Raw genomic sequence first — 15,717 nt, 5'->3', positions numbered from 1 at the left:
GCGGTGCTGCGGGTGCTACTACTTCTTCTTGGGCACGTCGTCGATGTCGATGACGTCGGCGGGCGTGTCCGGGTCGGTCGGCCGGTGGGCCTCCTCGACCGAGTCGCTGATCGCCTCGCCCGGGGCGCCGCCGCCGGGGTCGTCGGTGGCCGGCGGGTCGGCGGTGACGACGTCGTCGGCCGTGACCTCGTCGGGCAGCGGGTCGGTGAGCGGGTCACCGCCGGGTGCGGCGGAGGTCGTCGCCGGGGAGGCGGGCGTGGGCGGCGGCGTGACCGAGGTGGTCGTGGCCGGCTTCGGCGGCGCTGGCGGCACGTAGGTGGACTGCCAGTTGGCCTCGGCGTCCTGCTTGCCCTTGAGCTTGGTGAACACGAAGCCGCCGATGGCGAGCAGCCCGGTGACCAGCAGGATCTTCTTCAGCTTGCCGCCCTTCGGCTCGGGTTCGATGCCGCGCAGCTCGTTGACCTTCGCTGCCGCGAGGTCGCGGCCCTCGGCGGCCCGCTCGGAGGCGAGCGCCGCGGCCACGGCCGCCTTGTCGGCGGCGTTGGCGCGGGCCTCGGCCAGCAGCGGGGCGGCCTTCTCGCGCGCCTCGGCGGTCTTGGTGGCCGCGAGCGCGGCTCCGGCCGCGGCCGCCTCGGTGGCGCGGGTGCGTCCCTCCTCGATCAGCGGCTGGGCCTTGTCACGCGCGTCGGTCAGCGCGGGCCCGGCCTTCTCCACCGCCTGCTCCCACGCCGACTCCAGCTGCGGGACGACGGTGTCGGTGACCGTGTCCGAGAGCTGCTCGACGTAGTCGTGCGCACGGTCCATCAGGGACTTCTTGCGGCCGAAAGGCATACGTGACCTCCTCTGTCAGTGTGGCTCCATCTCACCACGGCCACCCTGACGCGACCAGCCCCGCCCGGGTGGGCGAGACGCACGACGTCGCGCGGTGCGCCCTGCCTGGCTCGGGCGTGGGCGGGGCGTGGCAGGATCGAGGCGCACGGCAGCCGTGCCGCGCCACATCGACGTACGACAGACCCACAGCTGAGAGGCACATCCCATGGCCGACCCGAAGGCGACCTTCAAGACCAACCGGGGCGACATCGTCGTCAACCTGTTCCCCAACCACGCGCCCGAGACCGTCGACAACTTCGTCGGCCTCGCGGAGGGCACCAAGGACTACCGCGACGACGCCGGCCGCTCGGGCGAGAAGTACTACGACGGCCTCGGCTTCCACCGCGTCATCGACGGCTTCATGATCCAGGGCGGCTGCCCCCTCGGCACCGGCACCGGCGGCCCGGGCTACACGTTCAAGGACGAGATCCACCCCGAGCTCGTCTTCGACAAGCCCTACCTGCTCGCGATGGCCAACGCCGGCCCGGGCACCAACGGCTCGCAGTTCTTCATCACCGTCGGCGCCACCCCGTGGCTCAACCGCAAGCACACGATCTTCGGTGAGGTGGCCGACCAGGCCAGCCGCGACGTGGTCGACGCGATCGCCACCACCCCCACCGGTGCGATGGACCGCCCGCAGGAGCCGGTCGTCATCGAGTCCGTCACCATCGAGCGCTGACCCACCCGGCCCGCACCGACCCCGACGCGACGCGCCGTTGACCGAGCCCTGCCCCCACCATGACCCAGCCGCCTGACGGGCCGGCCGCGGACCGGACCGCGGCCGGGGTGCCCACCTGCTACCGGCACCCCGACCGCGAGACGTGGATCCGCTGCCAGCGGTGCGACAAGCCGATCTGTCCCGACTGCATGCGCGACGCCGCCGTGGGCTTCCAGTGCCCCGACTGCGTCAAGGAAGCGAGCAAGGGGTCGCGCCAGAACCGCGCCATGTACGGCGGGGAGCGCAGCGCCGACCCGCGCCTGACGACGTACGTCCTCATCGGCATCAACGCGGTGGTCTGGCTGGCGATCACCCTCACCGGCGGTCGCACCTCGTGGGTCACCCACCTGCTCGCGCTGCGTCCCGTCGGGGTGTGCGACCCCGCGAACGGCTCGCTGTACGACATCGAGGAGAAGGTCTGCGAGGCCTCGGGCGCGACCTTCCAGGCCGGCTTCTCCGACGGGGGCTGGTGGCAGCTGGTGACGGCGGCCTTCACCCACGTCGAGATCTGGCACCTGGCGATGAACATGTTCGCGCTGTTCATCTTCGGCCCGGTGCTCGAGGGCATCGTGGGCCGTGCGCGCTTCCTCGCCATCTACCTCATCAGCGCCATCGCCGGCTCGGTCATGGTGGTGTGGTTCAGCCCGGAGTTCACCTCCACCGTCGGCGCCTCCGGGGCGATCTTCGGCCTGCTGGGCGCGCTGCTCGTCGTGGCCCGCAAGGGACGGCTCCAGTCGCAGTGGCTCGTGCAGAACCTCGTCCTCGGTGTCGTCATCACCGTGGTCGGCTGGCGCTACATCTCCTGGCAGGGCCACCTCGGCGGCCTCCTCGGCGGAGCGCTGGCGGCGGCGATCATCGCCTACGCGCCGCAGTCGCGTCGCTCGGTCGTGCAGTGGGTCGGGCTCGGCCTCGTGGTGGCGGTCCTCCTCGGGCTCGCCCTCGTGCGCGACCTCGCCCTCTCCTGACGGCCGCCCGGCACGCCTGACCGGCCCCCGCCCCCTCGTCGTACGACGTGAGGGCGGGGGCCGTCGTCGTGCCGCGCCTCCTGCCCGGCGCCTGCGTGCTGCCCGCGGGCGTCATACGGATCGAGACCCATGGGTGCGGCTTCGTATGACGCGGGCCGGCCACCCCGGCGAGTTCCCACAGGTGTGCACACAGGTGTGGATAACTACAGGCGTGTAATTCTCCACAGGCGTTGTCCACAGTGGGGATATCTCCGCGCCCCGTTCAGGGTTCCCCGGTCGCCTGACAACGTGCCCCGAAATCGACTCGAGCGGTGAGAGAGACGCCTTCCCTTCCCCAGGAAGGCGCCTCACTCACCGCTCGAGGCGCGAGTGCCGTGTGGCCCGGGTCACCGGGCCGAGGGAGAACCTACTCCCACTTGGTCGCGAAGCTGAAGCCGACCGCCATGAAGGCGATGCCGACGACGAGGTTCCACTGGCCGAGGTCGTTGAAGATCGGCAGTTTGGACAGGTCGTCGGAGAAGACGTAGAACGTGCAGATCCACAGCAGGCCGATGAGGAAGCAGGCCAGCATCGCGACCACGACACCGCGGCCGCGGCCGAGGGGCGTGGACGGGTGGGCCGAGACCATCAGGCCGACCATGAGCAGGCCGAAGCCGATGAGGTAGTTCCAGTCACCGAGGTCAGCGACCGCCTTGGGCGTGCCCTCGACCGGCGGGAAGGCGAGCGGGTTGCCCCGGGCCTGGACGTAGTAGAAGACCAGCCAGCCGATGCCGGCGAGGATGAGGACCAGGGCGATCACGAACCTCGGGGTGAAGAGCGACGTCTTCTCCGCTGAGGTGATCGTTGTGGACTTCGACACTGCTGCTCCTGGGGCTGGTCCGTCAGGGTCCCGGCACGCTGGCGGCACCGGTCACGGGCAGTACGGTGCCCGACGGGGGGTTAGCGTAGTCGTCATGCGGTCACCGTCCCACTCGTCCCCCAGGCGTCGTCGTGCCTGGCGGGTGGCGACCCCCGCGGTCGTGCTGCTCATCGGGGCGCTCTTCGCGGTCAGCGCGGAGCAGAGCGACGGCTTCGACCTGCGGGGTGGGCGGCTGACCGACCTCGCGTCCGTGGTCCGCGCCGAGCGCGACGAGGCCGCCCAGCTCACCGCCGAGGCCGGCTCGCTCAACGCCGAGGTGGAAGCCCTCAGCACGCAGCTCGGCGACCGGTCGGTCAAGAGGGCGCAGGACGAGATCGCGACCCTCGTCGACCCGGCGGGGCTCACCGAGAAGACCGGCCCCGCCGTGCGCGTCACCCTCGACGACGCCTCGGAGGAGGCGCGGCTGGCCTACGAGGGCGACCCCAACGACCTGGTCGTGCACCAGCAGGACATCCAGGCCGTCGCCAACGCCATGTGGAACGCCGGCGCCGTCGCGGTGACGATCCAGGGGCAACGGCTGATCTCCACCACCGGCATCAAGTGCGAGGGCAACCAGGTCACCCTCCACGGCATCCCCTACTCGCCGCCCTACGAGATCGTCGGCATCGGCGACCCGGCCGCGCTGGAGGCGGAGCTGACCACCGACCCCATCCTCGCGACCTACCGCGACTACACCTACGTGCCCGGCGGCGGGGTCTCGTGGGACATGACCCGCCTCGACTCGGCGACGGCGCCGGCGTACGACGGGCTCCTCGACCTCACCTACGCGACGCCGATCGAGGGCTAGCGCCAGCCGGTCCCGGGGAGCTTCGCACCCGAGTTACGTGCTTCGCACCCGAGATCTCCACCTCGAAGCACGGCGGTCACCGGATATCCGGTGACTCGCGACGGCCTCGCTCACTGCGGGGTGGGTGGTGTCTCCGGGGTGGTGGGCGGCTCGGTGGGCGGAGCCGTCTCCGTGGGGAGCGGCTCGGTCGGGGTCTCGGTGGGCGTCTCGGTCGGCGTCTCGACCGGCTCCTCGTAGGCCGAGACGAAGATCGTCACCGTGCTGCCCTGGTCGGCGGTGCCGCCGGCCGGGATCTGGTCGACGACCGTGCCCTTCGGCTCGGTGGAGGCGGCGTCGGTGCGCACGTCGGGCGTGAAGCCCGCCTGGCGGATGGCCCGCTCGGCCGCACCCTGCTTGAGCCCGCGGACGTCGGGGACCTTCTCGGGCCCGTCGGAGAAGACGATCGTCACCGTGGTGCCCTCCTCGACCGCGGTGCCCGCGGGCGGGTCGGTGCTGAGCACCTGGAAGCGCGGCTCGTCGGAGTCCTCCTCCTGGAAGCGCACCTTGAGGTCCTGGGCGAGCATCGCGGCCCGCGCGTCCTTGCGGAGCGTGCCGACGACGAACGGCACCTCGACCTCGGGCTTGCCCAGCGAGAGGACGAAGTCGACCGAGGTGCCGGGGTCGGCGAAGACGTCGCGGTTGGGGTCCTGCGAGATGACGGTGTCGGGCTCGACCGTCTCCGAGGTCTCCCGGGTGATGCGGCCGACCCGGAAGCCGGCGTCGGCGATCTCGAGGCGCGCCTCGTCCTCGGTGAGCCCGACGACGTTGGGCACCGCCGTCCGCTCGGGGGAGTCCTCGAAGAGCATCCCGTTGAGCAGGTAGGCGCCGCCCGCGAGCAGGGCCACGAGCAGGATCCCCGCGAGGACCCACCACCCCGCGCGGCTGCGCGACGGCTCGTCGCGCTGTGGGGGCGGCGCGGCGGCCATGGTCGAGGTCGCCTCGCCCGGCGGCACCGGGGGGACGTACTGCGTCTCCGCCGGCGGCGGCACGGCGGGCGCCTGGATCGGGTGCCCGGCGAGGTAGCGCTCGATGTCGGCCTTCATCGCGGCCGCGCTCTGGTAGCGGTCCTCGACCCGCTTGGCGAGCGACTTCATCACGATCGCGTCGATCTCGGGGTCGAGCTGGTCGTCGAGGTCGGACGGCGGCGACGCCGGCTCCCGCACGTGCTGGTAGGCGACCGCGACGGGGCTGTCGCCGACGAACGGCGGCCGGCCGGTGAGGAGCTCGTAGAGCAGGCAGCCGGTCGAGTAGACGTCGGAGCGGGAGTCCACCGTCTCGCCGCGCGCCTGCTCGGGGGAGAGGTACTGCGCGGTGCCGACCACGGCGGCGGTCTGCGTCATCGTGGAGGAGGCGTCGGAGATCGCGCGCGCGATGCCGAAGTCCATCACCTTCACGTCGCCCGTCGGCGTCAGCATCACGTTGCCGGGCTTGATGTCGCGGTGGATGATCCCGGCGCGGTGGCTGTAGTCGAGGGCCGACAGCACGCCGGCGGTGATCTCGAGCGCCCGCTCGGGGAGGATCTTGCGACCCTCGCGCAGGATGTCGCGCAGCGTGCGGCCCTCGACGCACTCCATGACGATGTAGGGCTGGGCCACGCCCGACCCGTCGGTCGCCATCTCCTCGCCCGTGTCGTAGGTCGAGACGATCGCGGGGTGGTTCAGGGACGCCGAGGACTGCGCCTCGCGACGGAACCGGGCCTGGAACGTGGCGTCGCTCGCGAGGTCGGTGCGCAGCCGCTTGACCGCGACCGTGCGCCCGAGGCGCTGGTCCTTGCCCTTGCGGACCTCGGCCATGCCACCCCGGCCCAGGAGCTCACCGAGCTCGTAGCGGCCGCCGATGAGCGTCGGCTCCGGCTGCGTCATCCCTCGTCGTTCCCTTCGTCGCTCTTCTGCTGACCGGGCGGAACCTTGCCCCAGTAGCTGACCGTCACCTGGTCGCCCTCCTGGAGCGTGCCGCTCGGCTCGACGGACTCCACGATGCCGTCCGGCTGGTCGCCCGGGTTCTCGAGCTCCACGGCGACCGGGTCGAGCCCGAGGTCGCGCAGCTCCTTCTCGACGTCCTTGCGGTCGCGCCCCACGTAGGCCGCCGGGTCGACCTCGACCGTGGCCGCCTCGGTCTCGCTGGGCGTCTCGGTGGGAGTCTCCGTCGGCGTCTCGGTCGGGGTCTCGGTCGGGGTCTCGCTCGGCGCGTCCGTGGGGGTCTCCGTGGGCGTCGGGCTCGGCGACTCGCTGGGCGCCTGGGACTGGCTCTGCGAGGGCGTGGTGCCGCCCGTCGAACCGGTGGGCTCGTCGTCACGGGTGCCCAGCCAGACGGCGAGCAGCACCGCGGCCAGCACGGCCGCGACCCCGACCAGCATCGGCCACGGCGTCGTACGACGACGGGCGGGCGCCGGGTCCGCGGCGGGCGTCCGTGCGGGGGCGGGGGCGGGCGCCGGGACCGGGGCGGCCGCCGGCATCACCTGGGTCGTGCCGCCCTCGGGTGCGACGGCCGGCGCCACGACGGTGGCGGCCCCTGCCCCGGCCACCGAGCCGGGGGAGCGCAGCGCCTGCGCGAACGCGGCACCGTCGGCGAAGCGGTCCTCGGGCGACTTGGCCATCGCCCGGCGCACGACCGCCGCGAGGTCGGCGGGCACCGTGTCGGGCAGGTCGGGCACCGGGTTGCGCAGGTGGGCGATCGCGGTGGCGACCGGGGTGTCGGCGACGAACGGCTTGCGACCGGCCAGGCACTCGAAGGCCACCACGGCGAGCGAGTAGACGTCGGACGCGGCGGTGGCGGTGGTGCCCTCGGCCTGCTCGGGGGAGATGTAGGCGGGCGTGCCCATGACCTCGCCGGTCTGCGTCAGCGCCATCCCCTCGGCCGCGCGGGCGATGCCGAAGTCGGTGACCTTGACCCGGCGGTCGGGGGTCACGAGGAGGTTGGCGGGCTTCACGTCGCGGTGCACGATCCCGGCGGCGTGGGCGACGCCGAGGGCGTCGGCCGCCTGGGCGAGCAGGTCCTGGGTGGCGGCCGGGTCGAGCGGCGCGCCCGGTCGCAGCAGGGCGGACAGCGGCTGGCCGTCGACGAGCTCCATGACCAGGTAGGGCCGGGGGGTCGTCGAGCCGTCGACGGGCCCGCCCTGGCCGTAGTCGAAGACCGAGGCGATGCCGGGGTGGTGGAGCGCGGCGGCGTGACGTGCCTCGGTCTCGAAGCGGGTGCGGAAGAGCGCGTCGTCGGCGTACTCGGGCTTGAGCACTTTGACCGCCACGGGCCGGTCCAGGACGGTGTCGCGCGCCGACCACACCTCGCCCATGCCGCCCGTCGCGATGCGGGACTCGAGGACGTAGCGGTGGGCGTCGTCGACGTGGCCGCCCGGAGTCAGCGCCGTCACTGGTTGATCACCGCCTCCATGACCGCCTTGGCGATCGGTCCGCCGAGGCGTCCGCCGCCGATCTCCGAGCGCGAGGTGTCGCTCGACTGCACCAGCACGGCGACGGCGACCTGGGGGTCGTCCGCCGGGGCGAAGGAGACGAACCACGCGTAGGGCGGCCGGTCGGCCGTGGACTGCGCGGTGCCGGTCTTGCCGGCGACCTGCACGCCCGGGATCTGCGCCGGGGTCGCGGTGCCGGAGTCGACGGTCGCGACCATCATCTTCGTCAGCTCCTCGGCGGTGGTGCTCGAGACCGCCTTGCTGATGTTCTGCGGGTCGGTGCGGTCGAGCACCGACAGGTTGGCGGCGCGCACCTCGTCGACGACGTAGGGGCGCATGACGTCACCGTCGTTGGCGATCGCGGCGGCGACCATCGCCATCTGGAGAGGCGTCGCGGTGACGCTCGACTGGCCGATGCCCGAGAGGGCCGTCTGCGGCGGGTCCATGTCGCGGGGGTAGAGCGACTCAGCCTGTCCGCCGAGGTCCTCCAGCGACGTGTCGTTGAAGCCGAACGCCTCGGCCTGGTCGGCCATGGCGTCCACGCCGAGCTCGTTGGCGAGGCTCATGAACGTGACGTTGCACGAGACCTGGAGCGCCTGGGTCAGGGTGATCCGACGACCGCCGCAGTTGCCGCCGTCGTAGTTGCCGACGCTCGTCGTGGACTGCGGCAGCTGGAAGCGGTAGCCGCCCGGGACCTGCGAGTCGGCGTCGTAGTTGCCCGACTCGATCGCGGCGGCCGCGGTGACGAGCTTGAACGTCGACCCCGGGGGCAGCGTGGTGCCGATCGCGCGGTTGATCAGCGGCTGGCTGGGGTCGGCGTTGAGCTCCTTGCTGAGGTCGGCGACGGCCCCGAAGTCGTGCGAGGCGAGCTTGTTCGGGTCGAAGGTGGGGGTCGAGGCCATCGCCAGCACCCGGCCGGTCGTCGGCTCGAGCGCCACCACAGCGCCCTGCGCGTTGCCCGGCAGGGCCTCGAGCCCGTCCCAGGCGGCGTCCTGCGCGGCGGCGTCGGCCGTCAGCTGGACGTTGCCGCCCTTCGGGTCGCTGTTGCTGAGCAGGTCGACGAGGCGCGTGACGAACAGGCGCGAGTCGTCGCCGGCGAGAACGGCGTTCTGCGAGCTCTCCACGCCGGTCTGGCCGTACCAGGAGAAGTAGCCGGTGATCGGGGCGTACTTGTAGGGCTGGGAGTAGGTGCGCTGGAACTTGTACTTGTCGTCCGACGGCACGCTGCGGGCGATCGCCTCCTTGCCGACGAGGATCGCGCCGCGCTCGCGGGAGAACGTCGCGGTGATGATCCGCCGGTTGCGGGGGTCGTCGGACAGGGAGTCCGCCCGGACGTACATCAGGTAGGTCGCGTTGACGAGCAGCGCCAGGAACAGGACCAGGCAGAAGACCGAGACGACGCGGATCGGCTTGTTCACCGCAGCTTCACCACCTGGGTGCTCTCGCTGTCGGCTCCGGCGTCGTCGCCGGGGTCGAGGCGCGGCGCGGGTCGGCGGGCCTGGTCGGACACGCGCAGCAGCAGCGCGACGATGACCCAGTTGGCCACCAGCGAGGAGCCGCCGTACGACAGGAAGGGCGTGGTCAGGCCGGTCAGCGGGATCAGCCCGGTGACGCCGCCGACGACGACGAAGACCTGGAGCGCGACGATGGCGCCGAGGCCGACGGCCAGCAGCTTGCCGAAACCGTCGCGCGAGATCAGCGCGATGCGCAGCGCCCGCTCCACGATCAGGCCGTAGCAGAGGATCACCGCCATGATCGCGGCCAGGCCGAGCTCCTCGCCGACGGTGGAGATGATGAAGTCGGAGTAGGCGAAAGGCACCCGCTCGGGGAAGCCGTTGCCGAAGCCGCGCCCGATCAGACCGCCCCAGCCCTGCCCGAACAGCGCCTCGACGAGCTGGTAGCTGCCCGGGGTGTCCTCGTAGTGGTCCATCGGGTGGAGCCAGAAGTTGAAGCGGTTCTGCACGTTGCCGACGAAGGTGTACGCCGCCAGCGCGCCGGCACCGAACAGGAGGCCGCCGACCACGAGCCAGCCGGGGCGCTCGGTGGCGACGTAGAGCATCGCCAGGAACAACCCGAAGAACAGCAGCGACGAGCCGAGGTCGTTCTGGAGGACCAGGATCATCATCGAGACGCCGAACATGGCCAGGATCGGGCCGAGGTCGCGACCGCGGGGCAGGTCGATGAACACGACCCGGCGCCCGGCCAGGGCGAGGGCGTCGCGGTGGAGCACGAGGTAGCCGGCGAACGCGATCACCAGCAGCACCTTGGCGACCTCGCCGGGCTGGAAGCTGAAGCCGGCCACGTTGATCCAGATGCGGGCGCCGTTGATCTCGCGTCCGACGAGGGGGAGGAAGGGCAGGATCAGCAGGAAGATGCCGATCAGGCCGGCGGTGTAGGTGAACCGCTGGAGCACCCGGTGGTCGCGCAGCAGGACCAGCGTGGCGATGAAGAGGATCACGCCGAGCGTCATCCAGATGAGCTGCTGGCGGGCGAAGGTGTGCTGGTCGAGCCCGATGGCCTCGTAGGTCAGGTCGAGCCGGCGGATGACCGCGAGCCCGAGCCCGTTGAGGGCGGCGACGAGCGGCAGCAGGACCGGGTCGGCGTACGGCGCGACGATCCGCACCGTGATGTGGGCGGCGACGATCAGCGCGGTGAGCCAGCCGCCGTAGCCGACGAGGTCGGCGGGGACGACTCCCTCGACGCCGAGGCCGACGGCGGCGTAGGCGCCGATGCCGACCATGAGCGCCAGCACGAGCAGGAACAGCTCCGCGCCCCGGCGGCGCCGGTGCACGAAGCCCATGAGGGTCCCGGTCTGACTCATCCTCGTCCGCCCGTCACCCTCAGCTGACGTCCTGGCGCGCGGCGTAGTTGTCCACCGTCAGCCGCGCGTCCTCCAGGTCGTCGGCCTCGATGCCCTCGCGGACCGCCTCGGCGTCGATGTCGCTGAGCCGGTCCAGCTCGACGTCGGTGACCTCGTAGGGGTGGGAGAGCGAGAGGCCGGGCAGGCGGGCGTCGATGCCGCGGTAGATGGTGACCTTGCCGTCGTCCTCGGCGACGTAGAACTGCTGCTGGCTCCACGACCAGCCGGCGGCCAGCACGATCCAGGCCACCCCGAGCAGCACGGCCGCGAGCAGCAGCCGGCGCAGCCAGGAGAAGCGACCGGGGTCGCGGGGCGCGTAGCGCGCGGCCTCCGGGTCGATCGGGTCGGCGACGTAGGCCCCCTCCGGCACGTCGTCCGGCACGGGCGGGATCTCGCCGGTGTCGCCGGAGCGGTGGCCGCGGAAGAGCCCGCCGACGGCGCCGCCGAGCGGCAGGCGCCGCGGCAGGTCGGCGGCCGCGCCCACGAGCAGGGGCGCCAGGTCTTCTGACGGCGCCTCCTCGGACACGTCGGCGACGATGCAGGTGACGTTGTCGGTGCTGCCGGCCTCGAGGCTGGCCCGGACGAGCTCGACGGCGGCGAAGTCGGGGGTGCCGGTGCCGAGGATCTCGGCCATCCGGTCGTGGCTGAGCGTGCCGCACGCGCCGTCGCTGCAGATGAAGATGCGGTCGCCGGGCTCGGCGGGGACCTCGAAGAGGTCGGGCTCCTCGTGGCGGATGCCGTCGAGCGCCTTGAGGATGAGGTTGCGGTGCGGGTGGGTCCGCGACTGCTCCTCGGTGATCCGGCCCTCGTCGATGAGCGACTGGACGAACGTGTGGTCGTGGGTGAGCTGGCGCAGCTCGCCGCCGCGGTAGAGGTAGGCGCGGCTGTCGCCGATGTGCCCGACCCCGAAGCGGGTGCCGTCGAACAGCGCGACGGTGGCGGTCGTGGAGGTGCCGTTGAGGGCGGGGTCCTCCTCGACCAGCTCGGCAATCCGGTCGTCGGCGCGGTGCACGGCACCGGCGACCTGGCCGAGGATGTCGTCGTCCGGCTCCTGGTCGAGCTTGCGCAGTGCCTGCACGGCGGTGCTGGAGGCGAGGTCGCCCCGCACCGCGCCGCCGACGCCGTCGCAGACGGTGAGCAGCCACGGACCGGCGTAGCCGCTGTCCTGGTTCTCGCGCCGCACCCGGCCGACGTCGGAGATCGCGGAGTAGTGGAGGTACATCACTTCCGGAGCTCCAGGATCGTCTTGCCGACGCGCACCTGGACGCCGAGACCGATCGTGGTGGGCTGGGTGATGCGGACGGGGCCGACGTAGGTGCCGTTGGTCGAGCCGAGGTCCTCGACGAACCACTCATCGCCGCTGGCAGCGACGCGCGCGTGCCGGGTCGAGACGTAGTCGTCGTCGAGCTTGATGGCCGCGTCGCTGCCGCGGCCGATGAGGAGGGGTGCGTCGGCGAGCTCGGCGCGGGTGCCGGGGTTCTCACCCTCGACCACGAGGAGGTGCGTGGGGGCACCGCGGCGCGGCTTCCGGGGGGCCTTCGCCGCGGCCTTGCCCTTGCGGCCCGGGGCGGGCGCGCCGTTGCGCGCCGTCTCGGGGACCCGCGCGCCGAACATGTCGGAGCGGATCACCGAGATCGCAGACAGCACGAAGATCCAGAGGATGGCCAGGAACGCCATGCGGATGAGGAAGAGGGTCAGCTCAGACATTCCAGCCCCCGGCCTCGTCGCGGCCACCGTCGATGCGGACCGTCATCTCGGTGTGCCCGATGCGGATGGTCGACCCGTCGCGCAGGCGGGCGCGACCCACCTTGGACCCGTCGACGAGGATCCCGTTGGTCGAGCCGAGGTCGACCGCCTCGACACCGTCGATGGTCACCTCGAGCTCGAGGTGGCGCCGGCTCACGCCCGGGTCGTTGATCCGCAGGTCGGCCTCCGTGCCGCGGCCGACGACGAGGCCGGGCGGGCGCAGCGGGTGGCGGGTGCCGTTGACCTCGAGCGTGGCGTGCGAGGAGCGGGTGCGGGTGCGCTGGTCGTTGTCGGTCACGCTCGCCTGCGCCTTGGACCGGATCCGGAACCGGCCGGTGGTCAGGTCGTCGGCGGACTCGAAGGCGATGCTGATCGGGCCGGTGAACACGTAGCCCTGCGCGTCGGCGTGGTCCTGGAGCTGGTCGACGAGGTCCTGCTCGAGCGCGCGGCCGAGGCCGACGATGCGGTCGAGGTCGGTGGCGGACAGCTCGACGTGGAAGTCGTTCGGCACCAGCCGGCGCTGGCGGCTGAGCACCTGGGCGTTGTTGTCGCACTCGCGCTGGAGCGCTGCGGCGATCTCGACGGGCTGCACGGCACTGCGGAAGGCCCGGGCGAAGACACCGGAGATCACGGTCTCGAGTCGCTGCTCGAAACGCTGCAACGGGTTCATCCTCAGGCCTCCTCTCGTCGAACCGTCGTGGTGGGCAGGCATCAACGACCGCCCGAACGGTGCGGCCGAGCGTACCGGCCGGGCGCGGCCGAGCCACGGTGGCGCCCCGGGGTCCGTCCGATTGGGAACGTCCGTCAGGGGTGGGGTAGCCTGAGCCCGCTTCTCGCGCGAGTGGCGGAATAGGCAGACGCGCACGGTTCAGGTCCGTGTGTCCGAAAGGACGTGGGGGTTCAACTCCCCCCTCGCGCACAGTAGTGACAGGGCCCCGACCGACCGGTCGGGGCCCTGTGCGTCTCCCGGACGACGGGGCGGCGCCGGCCGGGAGCCGGGACCATCGGCCCGTCGAGCCCGGGAGGACGGCCCTGTCCGCGTCGCGCCCGTCGGGGTGGGCTGGAGGCATGGAGGTCGACCAGGGCCGGATCGCGCGCGGGCTCTTCGCCGTCTCGACGCTGCTGCTGGGCGTCGGCGGTGCCACGTGGCTGCTCGGGTACGGCGGTGTCGCCGACGCGCTCTGGGCCGTCGGGACGGCAGCGGGCCTGGTCGTCGCCGTCGTGACGACCGTGCGGGCAGCACGCCGGCACCGCCCGACGGTCGACGTCATCGCGCTGCTCGCGCTGGGCGCGGCGCTCGCCGTCGACGAGTACTTCGCCGGCGCGATGATCACCGTGATGCTCGCGACCGGCCAGCTGCTCGAGGTTCGCGCCGAGGCCCGGGCGAGCCGCGAGCTGCGCCTGCTCCTCGAGCGGTCGCCGCGCACGGCCCGCCGCCGGGACGCCGGGGGGCTCACCGAGGTGCCGGTCGACCGGGTCCTGCCGGGCGACGCCGTCGTGGTCCGCACGGGTGAGGTCGTGCCGGTGGACGGCCGCCTCTTCACCGCGGCGACGATCGACGAGTCGGCCCTGACCGGGGAGCCCCTCCCCCGGGAGCAGCCGGCCGGCGTCATCGTGCGGAGCGGAGCGGTCAACGCCGGTGCCCCCTTCGACCTGCTCGCCACCGCGACAGCGGGCGAGTCCACGTACGCCGGTCTGGTCCGCCTCGTCGAGCAGGCCCAGGCGTCGTCCGCGCCCTTCATCCGCCTCGCCGACCGCCTCGCGGTCTTCTTCGTGCCGCTGACGCTCCTCCTCGCCGCCGGCGCCTGGGCCGTGAGCGGCGACCCGGTCCGGGCCGTGGCCGTGCTGGTCGTCGCCACCCCCTGTCCGTTGCTGCTCGCGGCACCCATCGCCTACATCTCCGGCCTCTCCCGGGCCACCCGCGTCGGCGTGGTCATCAAGGGGGGAGCGACCCTCGAACGCCTCGCGGCTGCCCGGGTGGTGCTGTTCGACAAGACCGGCACCCTGACCCGGGGCCGGCCGCAGCTCGTCGGCGTGGTCACGGCCCATGACGGCCTCCCCGCCGACGAGCTGCTGCGCCTGGCCGCGTCCCTCGACCAGATGTCCCCGCACGTCCTCGCCACCGCGATCGTCTCGGCCGCGACCGCGCGCGGACTGGAGCTGGAGCTGCCGACCGACGTCCTCGAGGAGCACGGCTACGGCCTGCGGGGCGTCGTGGGCGGACGCCGGGTCGCCCTGGGCAAGCGCTCGTGGATCGTCCCCGACCCCGCTCCGGACTGGGCGCAGCGGGTACGCCGGCGCGCCGGCCTCGACGGCGCACTGACCGTGTTCGCCTCCGTCGACGACCGGCCGGCCGGTGCGCTGCTCCTCGAGGACGTCATCCGGCCCGACGCTCCCCGTATGGTCCACGGCCTGCGCCGTGCCGGCATCAGGCGGGTCGTGCTCGTCACCGGCGACCGCGCGGACACGGCCGAGACGGTCGGCAGGATCGTCGGCACCGACGCCGTCCGGGCCGACTGCGACCCGGGGGAGAAGCTCACGGTGATCGAGGCGGAGCGTGGCGCCGACGTGGTGATCATGGTCGGTGACGGGGTCAACGACGCCCCCGCCCTCGCGGCCGCCGACGTCGGTGTCGCCCTCGCCGCCCGTGGTGCGACCGCCTCCTCGGAGGCGGCCGACGTGGTGCTCACCGTGGACCGGGTCGACGCCCTGGCCGACGCCATCCTGATCGCTCAGCGCTGTCGGAGGATCGCCCGCCAGGCGGTCGGCACGGGCATGGGCCTCTCGCTGGTCGCGATGGCCGCGGCCGCGGCCGGCCTCCTGGCGCCGGCCGTGGGCGCCGTGCTGCAGGAGGGCATCGATCTGCTGGCGATCGGGCTCGCCCTCCGCGCGGTCCTGCCCGGCCGCGCCCACACGGTGACGCTGCCCCCGTCCGACGTCACCGTGGGCCACGAGCTCTGGGCCCAGCACGAGGCCACCCTTCCCCTCGTCGAGGAGATCAGGACGGTCGCCGACCAGCTCAGCACCCGGGACGCCGACCTGGTCCCGGTGCGCCGGCTGGCGGCGCGGCTGCGGACCGAGCTGCTGGCCCACGAGCGTGCCGACCAGGCGCTGCTGGTGCCCCTGGTCGCACGAGCCCTCGGCGAGACGGCCACCCACGCCCTGACCCGGACCCACGCCGAGATCGAGCACCAGGTCGCGCGCCTGGGGCGCCTGCTCGACGACGTACCCGACGACACCGGCCAGCCCGAGGACGTCGTCGAGGTCCGACGGCTGCTCTACGGCCTCTACGGCGTGCTGCGCCTGCACAACGCGCAGGAGGACGAGACCGCCCACAGCCTGCTGCCCCCGCCGCCGGCGTGACGCGGCCCCATCTACTCCGCTCCGGGTGAGGCGCCGCCCACGTC

13 protein-coding genes and 1 tRNA gene are annotated in these 15,717 nt (G+C 72.8%); 5 read left to right on the top strand and 9 right to left on the bottom strand.

Translation table 11 applies throughout. The features are described 5' to 3' along the window. Positions 1 to 18: 18 nt before the first annotated feature. Positions 19 to 831 (bottom strand): hypothetical protein, encoded by an 813-nt coding sequence (locus NYO98_RS17690; protein ID WP_268113071.1) that lies wholly within the window; start codon positions 829 to 831, stop codon positions 19 to 21. Between the two features lie 205 nt (positions 832 to 1,036). Here NYO98_RS17690 and NYO98_RS17685 point away from each other — a divergent pair, with 205 nt between their 5' ends. Together NYO98_RS17685 and NYO98_RS17680 are read left to right on the top strand one after the other, a co-directional pair. Beyond that, entirely contained in the window at positions 1,037 to 1,549 is a 513-nt protein-coding gene (locus tag NYO98_RS17685; RefSeq protein WP_268113070.1) for a peptidylprolyl isomerase, read from the top strand. A gap of 59 nt (positions 1,550 to 1,608) precedes the next feature. Then, a complete protein-coding gene (locus NYO98_RS17680; RefSeq protein ID WP_268113068.1) occupies positions 1,609 to 2,553 on the top strand; it encodes a rhomboid family intramembrane serine protease in 945 nt (314 codons plus the stop codon). Between the two features lie 406 nt (positions 2,554 to 2,959). Here NYO98_RS17680 and NYO98_RS17675 read toward each other — a convergent pair whose 3' ends face one another. After that, positions 2,960 to 3,412: a cell division protein CrgA gene (locus NYO98_RS17675; protein ID WP_268113067.1), complete on the bottom strand. Its 453-nt coding sequence runs from the start codon at positions 3,410 to 3,412 to the stop codon at positions 2,960 to 2,962. Between the two features lie 94 nt (positions 3,413 to 3,506). Between NYO98_RS17675 and NYO98_RS17670 the strand changes: the two genes are divergently transcribed. Further along, positions 3,507 to 4,259, top strand: coding sequence for a DUF881 domain-containing protein (locus NYO98_RS17670; protein WP_268113066.1), 753 nt, complete (start codon positions 3,507 to 3,509; stop codon positions 4,257 to 4,259). 110 nt (positions 4,260 to 4,369) lie between these two features. On the opposite strand, the gene pknB is transcribed toward NYO98_RS17670, so the two are convergent. From pknB to NYO98_RS17635, 7 genes are read right to left on the bottom strand one after another with little or no spacing between them, the layout of a single operon-like run. After that, positions 4,370 to 6,160, bottom strand: coding sequence for a Stk1 family PASTA domain-containing Ser/Thr kinase (gene pknB / locus NYO98_RS17665; protein WP_268113065.1), 1,791 nt, complete (start codon positions 6,158 to 6,160; stop codon positions 4,370 to 4,372). Then, positions 6,157 to 7,665 carry a serine/threonine protein kinase gene (locus NYO98_RS17660; protein WP_268113064.1) on the bottom strand — a complete coding sequence of 503 codons (1,509 nt, stop codon included), beginning with the start codon at positions 7,663 to 7,665 and terminating at the stop codon, positions 6,157 to 6,159. The genes pknB and NYO98_RS17660 overlap by 4 nt, the downstream gene beginning before the upstream one ends. Further along, positions 7,662 to 9,122 (bottom strand): peptidoglycan D,D-transpeptidase FtsI family protein, encoded by a 1,461-nt coding sequence (locus NYO98_RS17655; RefSeq protein WP_268113063.1) that lies wholly within the window; start codon positions 9,120 to 9,122, stop codon positions 7,662 to 7,664. The genes NYO98_RS17660 and NYO98_RS17655 overlap by 4 nt, the downstream gene beginning before the upstream one ends. After that, on the bottom strand, positions 9,119 to 10,525 hold the full coding sequence (locus tag NYO98_RS17650) for an FtsW/RodA/SpoVE family cell cycle protein (RefSeq protein ID WP_268113062.1): 1,407 nt from the start codon (positions 10,523 to 10,525) through the stop codon (positions 9,119 to 9,121). Before NYO98_RS17650 ends, NYO98_RS17655 begins: the two co-directional genes overlap by 4 nt. A gap of 19 nt (positions 10,526 to 10,544) precedes the next feature. After that, on the bottom strand, positions 10,545 to 11,786 hold the full coding sequence (locus NYO98_RS17645) for a PP2C family protein-serine/threonine phosphatase (RefSeq protein ID WP_268113549.1): 1,242 nt from the start codon (positions 11,784 to 11,786) through the stop codon (positions 10,545 to 10,547). Continuing rightward, complete coding sequence (locus tag NYO98_RS17640) at positions 11,786 to 12,271, bottom strand: FHA domain-containing protein FhaB/FipA (RefSeq protein ID WP_268113061.1); 486 nt, start codon at positions 12,269 to 12,271, stop codon at positions 11,786 to 11,788. Before NYO98_RS17640 ends, NYO98_RS17645 begins: the two co-directional genes overlap by 1 nt. Further along, positions 12,264 to 12,980 (bottom strand): FhaA domain-containing protein, encoded by a 717-nt coding sequence (locus tag NYO98_RS17635; RefSeq protein WP_268113060.1) that lies wholly within the window; start codon positions 12,978 to 12,980, stop codon positions 12,264 to 12,266. Before NYO98_RS17635 ends, NYO98_RS17640 begins: the two co-directional genes overlap by 8 nt. A gap of 165 nt (positions 12,981 to 13,145) precedes the next feature. Between NYO98_RS17635 and NYO98_RS17630 the strand changes: the two genes are divergently transcribed. Further along, a tRNA-Leu gene (locus NYO98_RS17630) sits at positions 13,146 to 13,229 on the top strand. Between the two features lie 149 nt (positions 13,230 to 13,378). Continuing rightward, complete coding sequence (locus tag NYO98_RS17625; RefSeq protein WP_268113059.1) at positions 13,379 to 15,673, top strand: heavy metal translocating P-type ATPase; 2,295 nt, start codon at positions 13,379 to 13,381, stop codon at positions 15,671 to 15,673. Positions 15,674 to 15,717 lie beyond the last annotated feature (44 nt).

Source organism: Nocardioides pini (assembly GCF_026712185.1).
Lineage (GTDB): Bacteria > Actinomycetota > Actinomycetes > Propionibacteriales > Nocardioidaceae > Nocardioides > Nocardioides pini.
This window is presented reverse-complemented; position numbering and strand designations above follow the sequence as displayed.

What these genes read in the sequence shown, in the direction of transcription:
- NYO98_RS17645 (WP_268113549.1), bottom strand. Translation starts at nt 11,786, where the DNA reads ATGTACCTCCACTACTCCGCGATCTCCGACGTCGGCCGGGTGCGGCGC.
- NYO98_RS17680 (WP_268113068.1), top strand. Translation starts at nt 1,609, where the DNA reads ATGACCCAGCCGCCTGACGGGCCGGCCGCGGACCGGACCGCGGCCGGG.
- NYO98_RS17670 (WP_268113066.1), top strand. Translation starts at nt 3,507, where the DNA reads ATGCGGTCACCGTCCCACTCGTCCCCCAGGCGTCGTCGTGCCTGGCGG.
- NYO98_RS17640 (WP_268113061.1), bottom strand. Translation starts at nt 12,271, where the DNA reads ATGTCTGAGCTGACCCTCTTCCTCATCCGCATGGCGTTCCTGGCCATC.
- NYO98_RS17690 (WP_268113071.1), bottom strand. Translation starts at nt 831, where the DNA reads ATGCCTTTCGGCCGCAAGAAGTCCCTGATGGACCGTGCGCACGACTAC.
- NYO98_RS17685 (WP_268113070.1), top strand. Translation starts at nt 1,037, where the DNA reads ATGGCCGACCCGAAGGCGACCTTCAAGACCAACCGGGGCGACATCGTC.
- NYO98_RS17625 (WP_268113059.1), top strand. Translation starts at nt 13,379, where the DNA reads ATGGAGGTCGACCAGGGCCGGATCGCGCGCGGGCTCTTCGCCGTCTCG.
- pknB (WP_268113065.1), bottom strand. Translation starts at nt 6,160, where the DNA reads ATGACGCAGCCGGAGCCGACGCTCATCGGCGGCCGCTACGAGCTCGGT.
- NYO98_RS17650 (WP_268113062.1), bottom strand. Translation starts at nt 10,525, where the DNA reads ATGAGTCAGACCGGGACCCTCATGGGCTTCGTGCACCGGCGCCGCCGG.
- NYO98_RS17635 (WP_268113060.1), bottom strand. Translation starts at nt 12,980, where the DNA reads ATGAACCCGTTGCAGCGTTTCGAGCAGCGACTCGAGACCGTGATCTCC.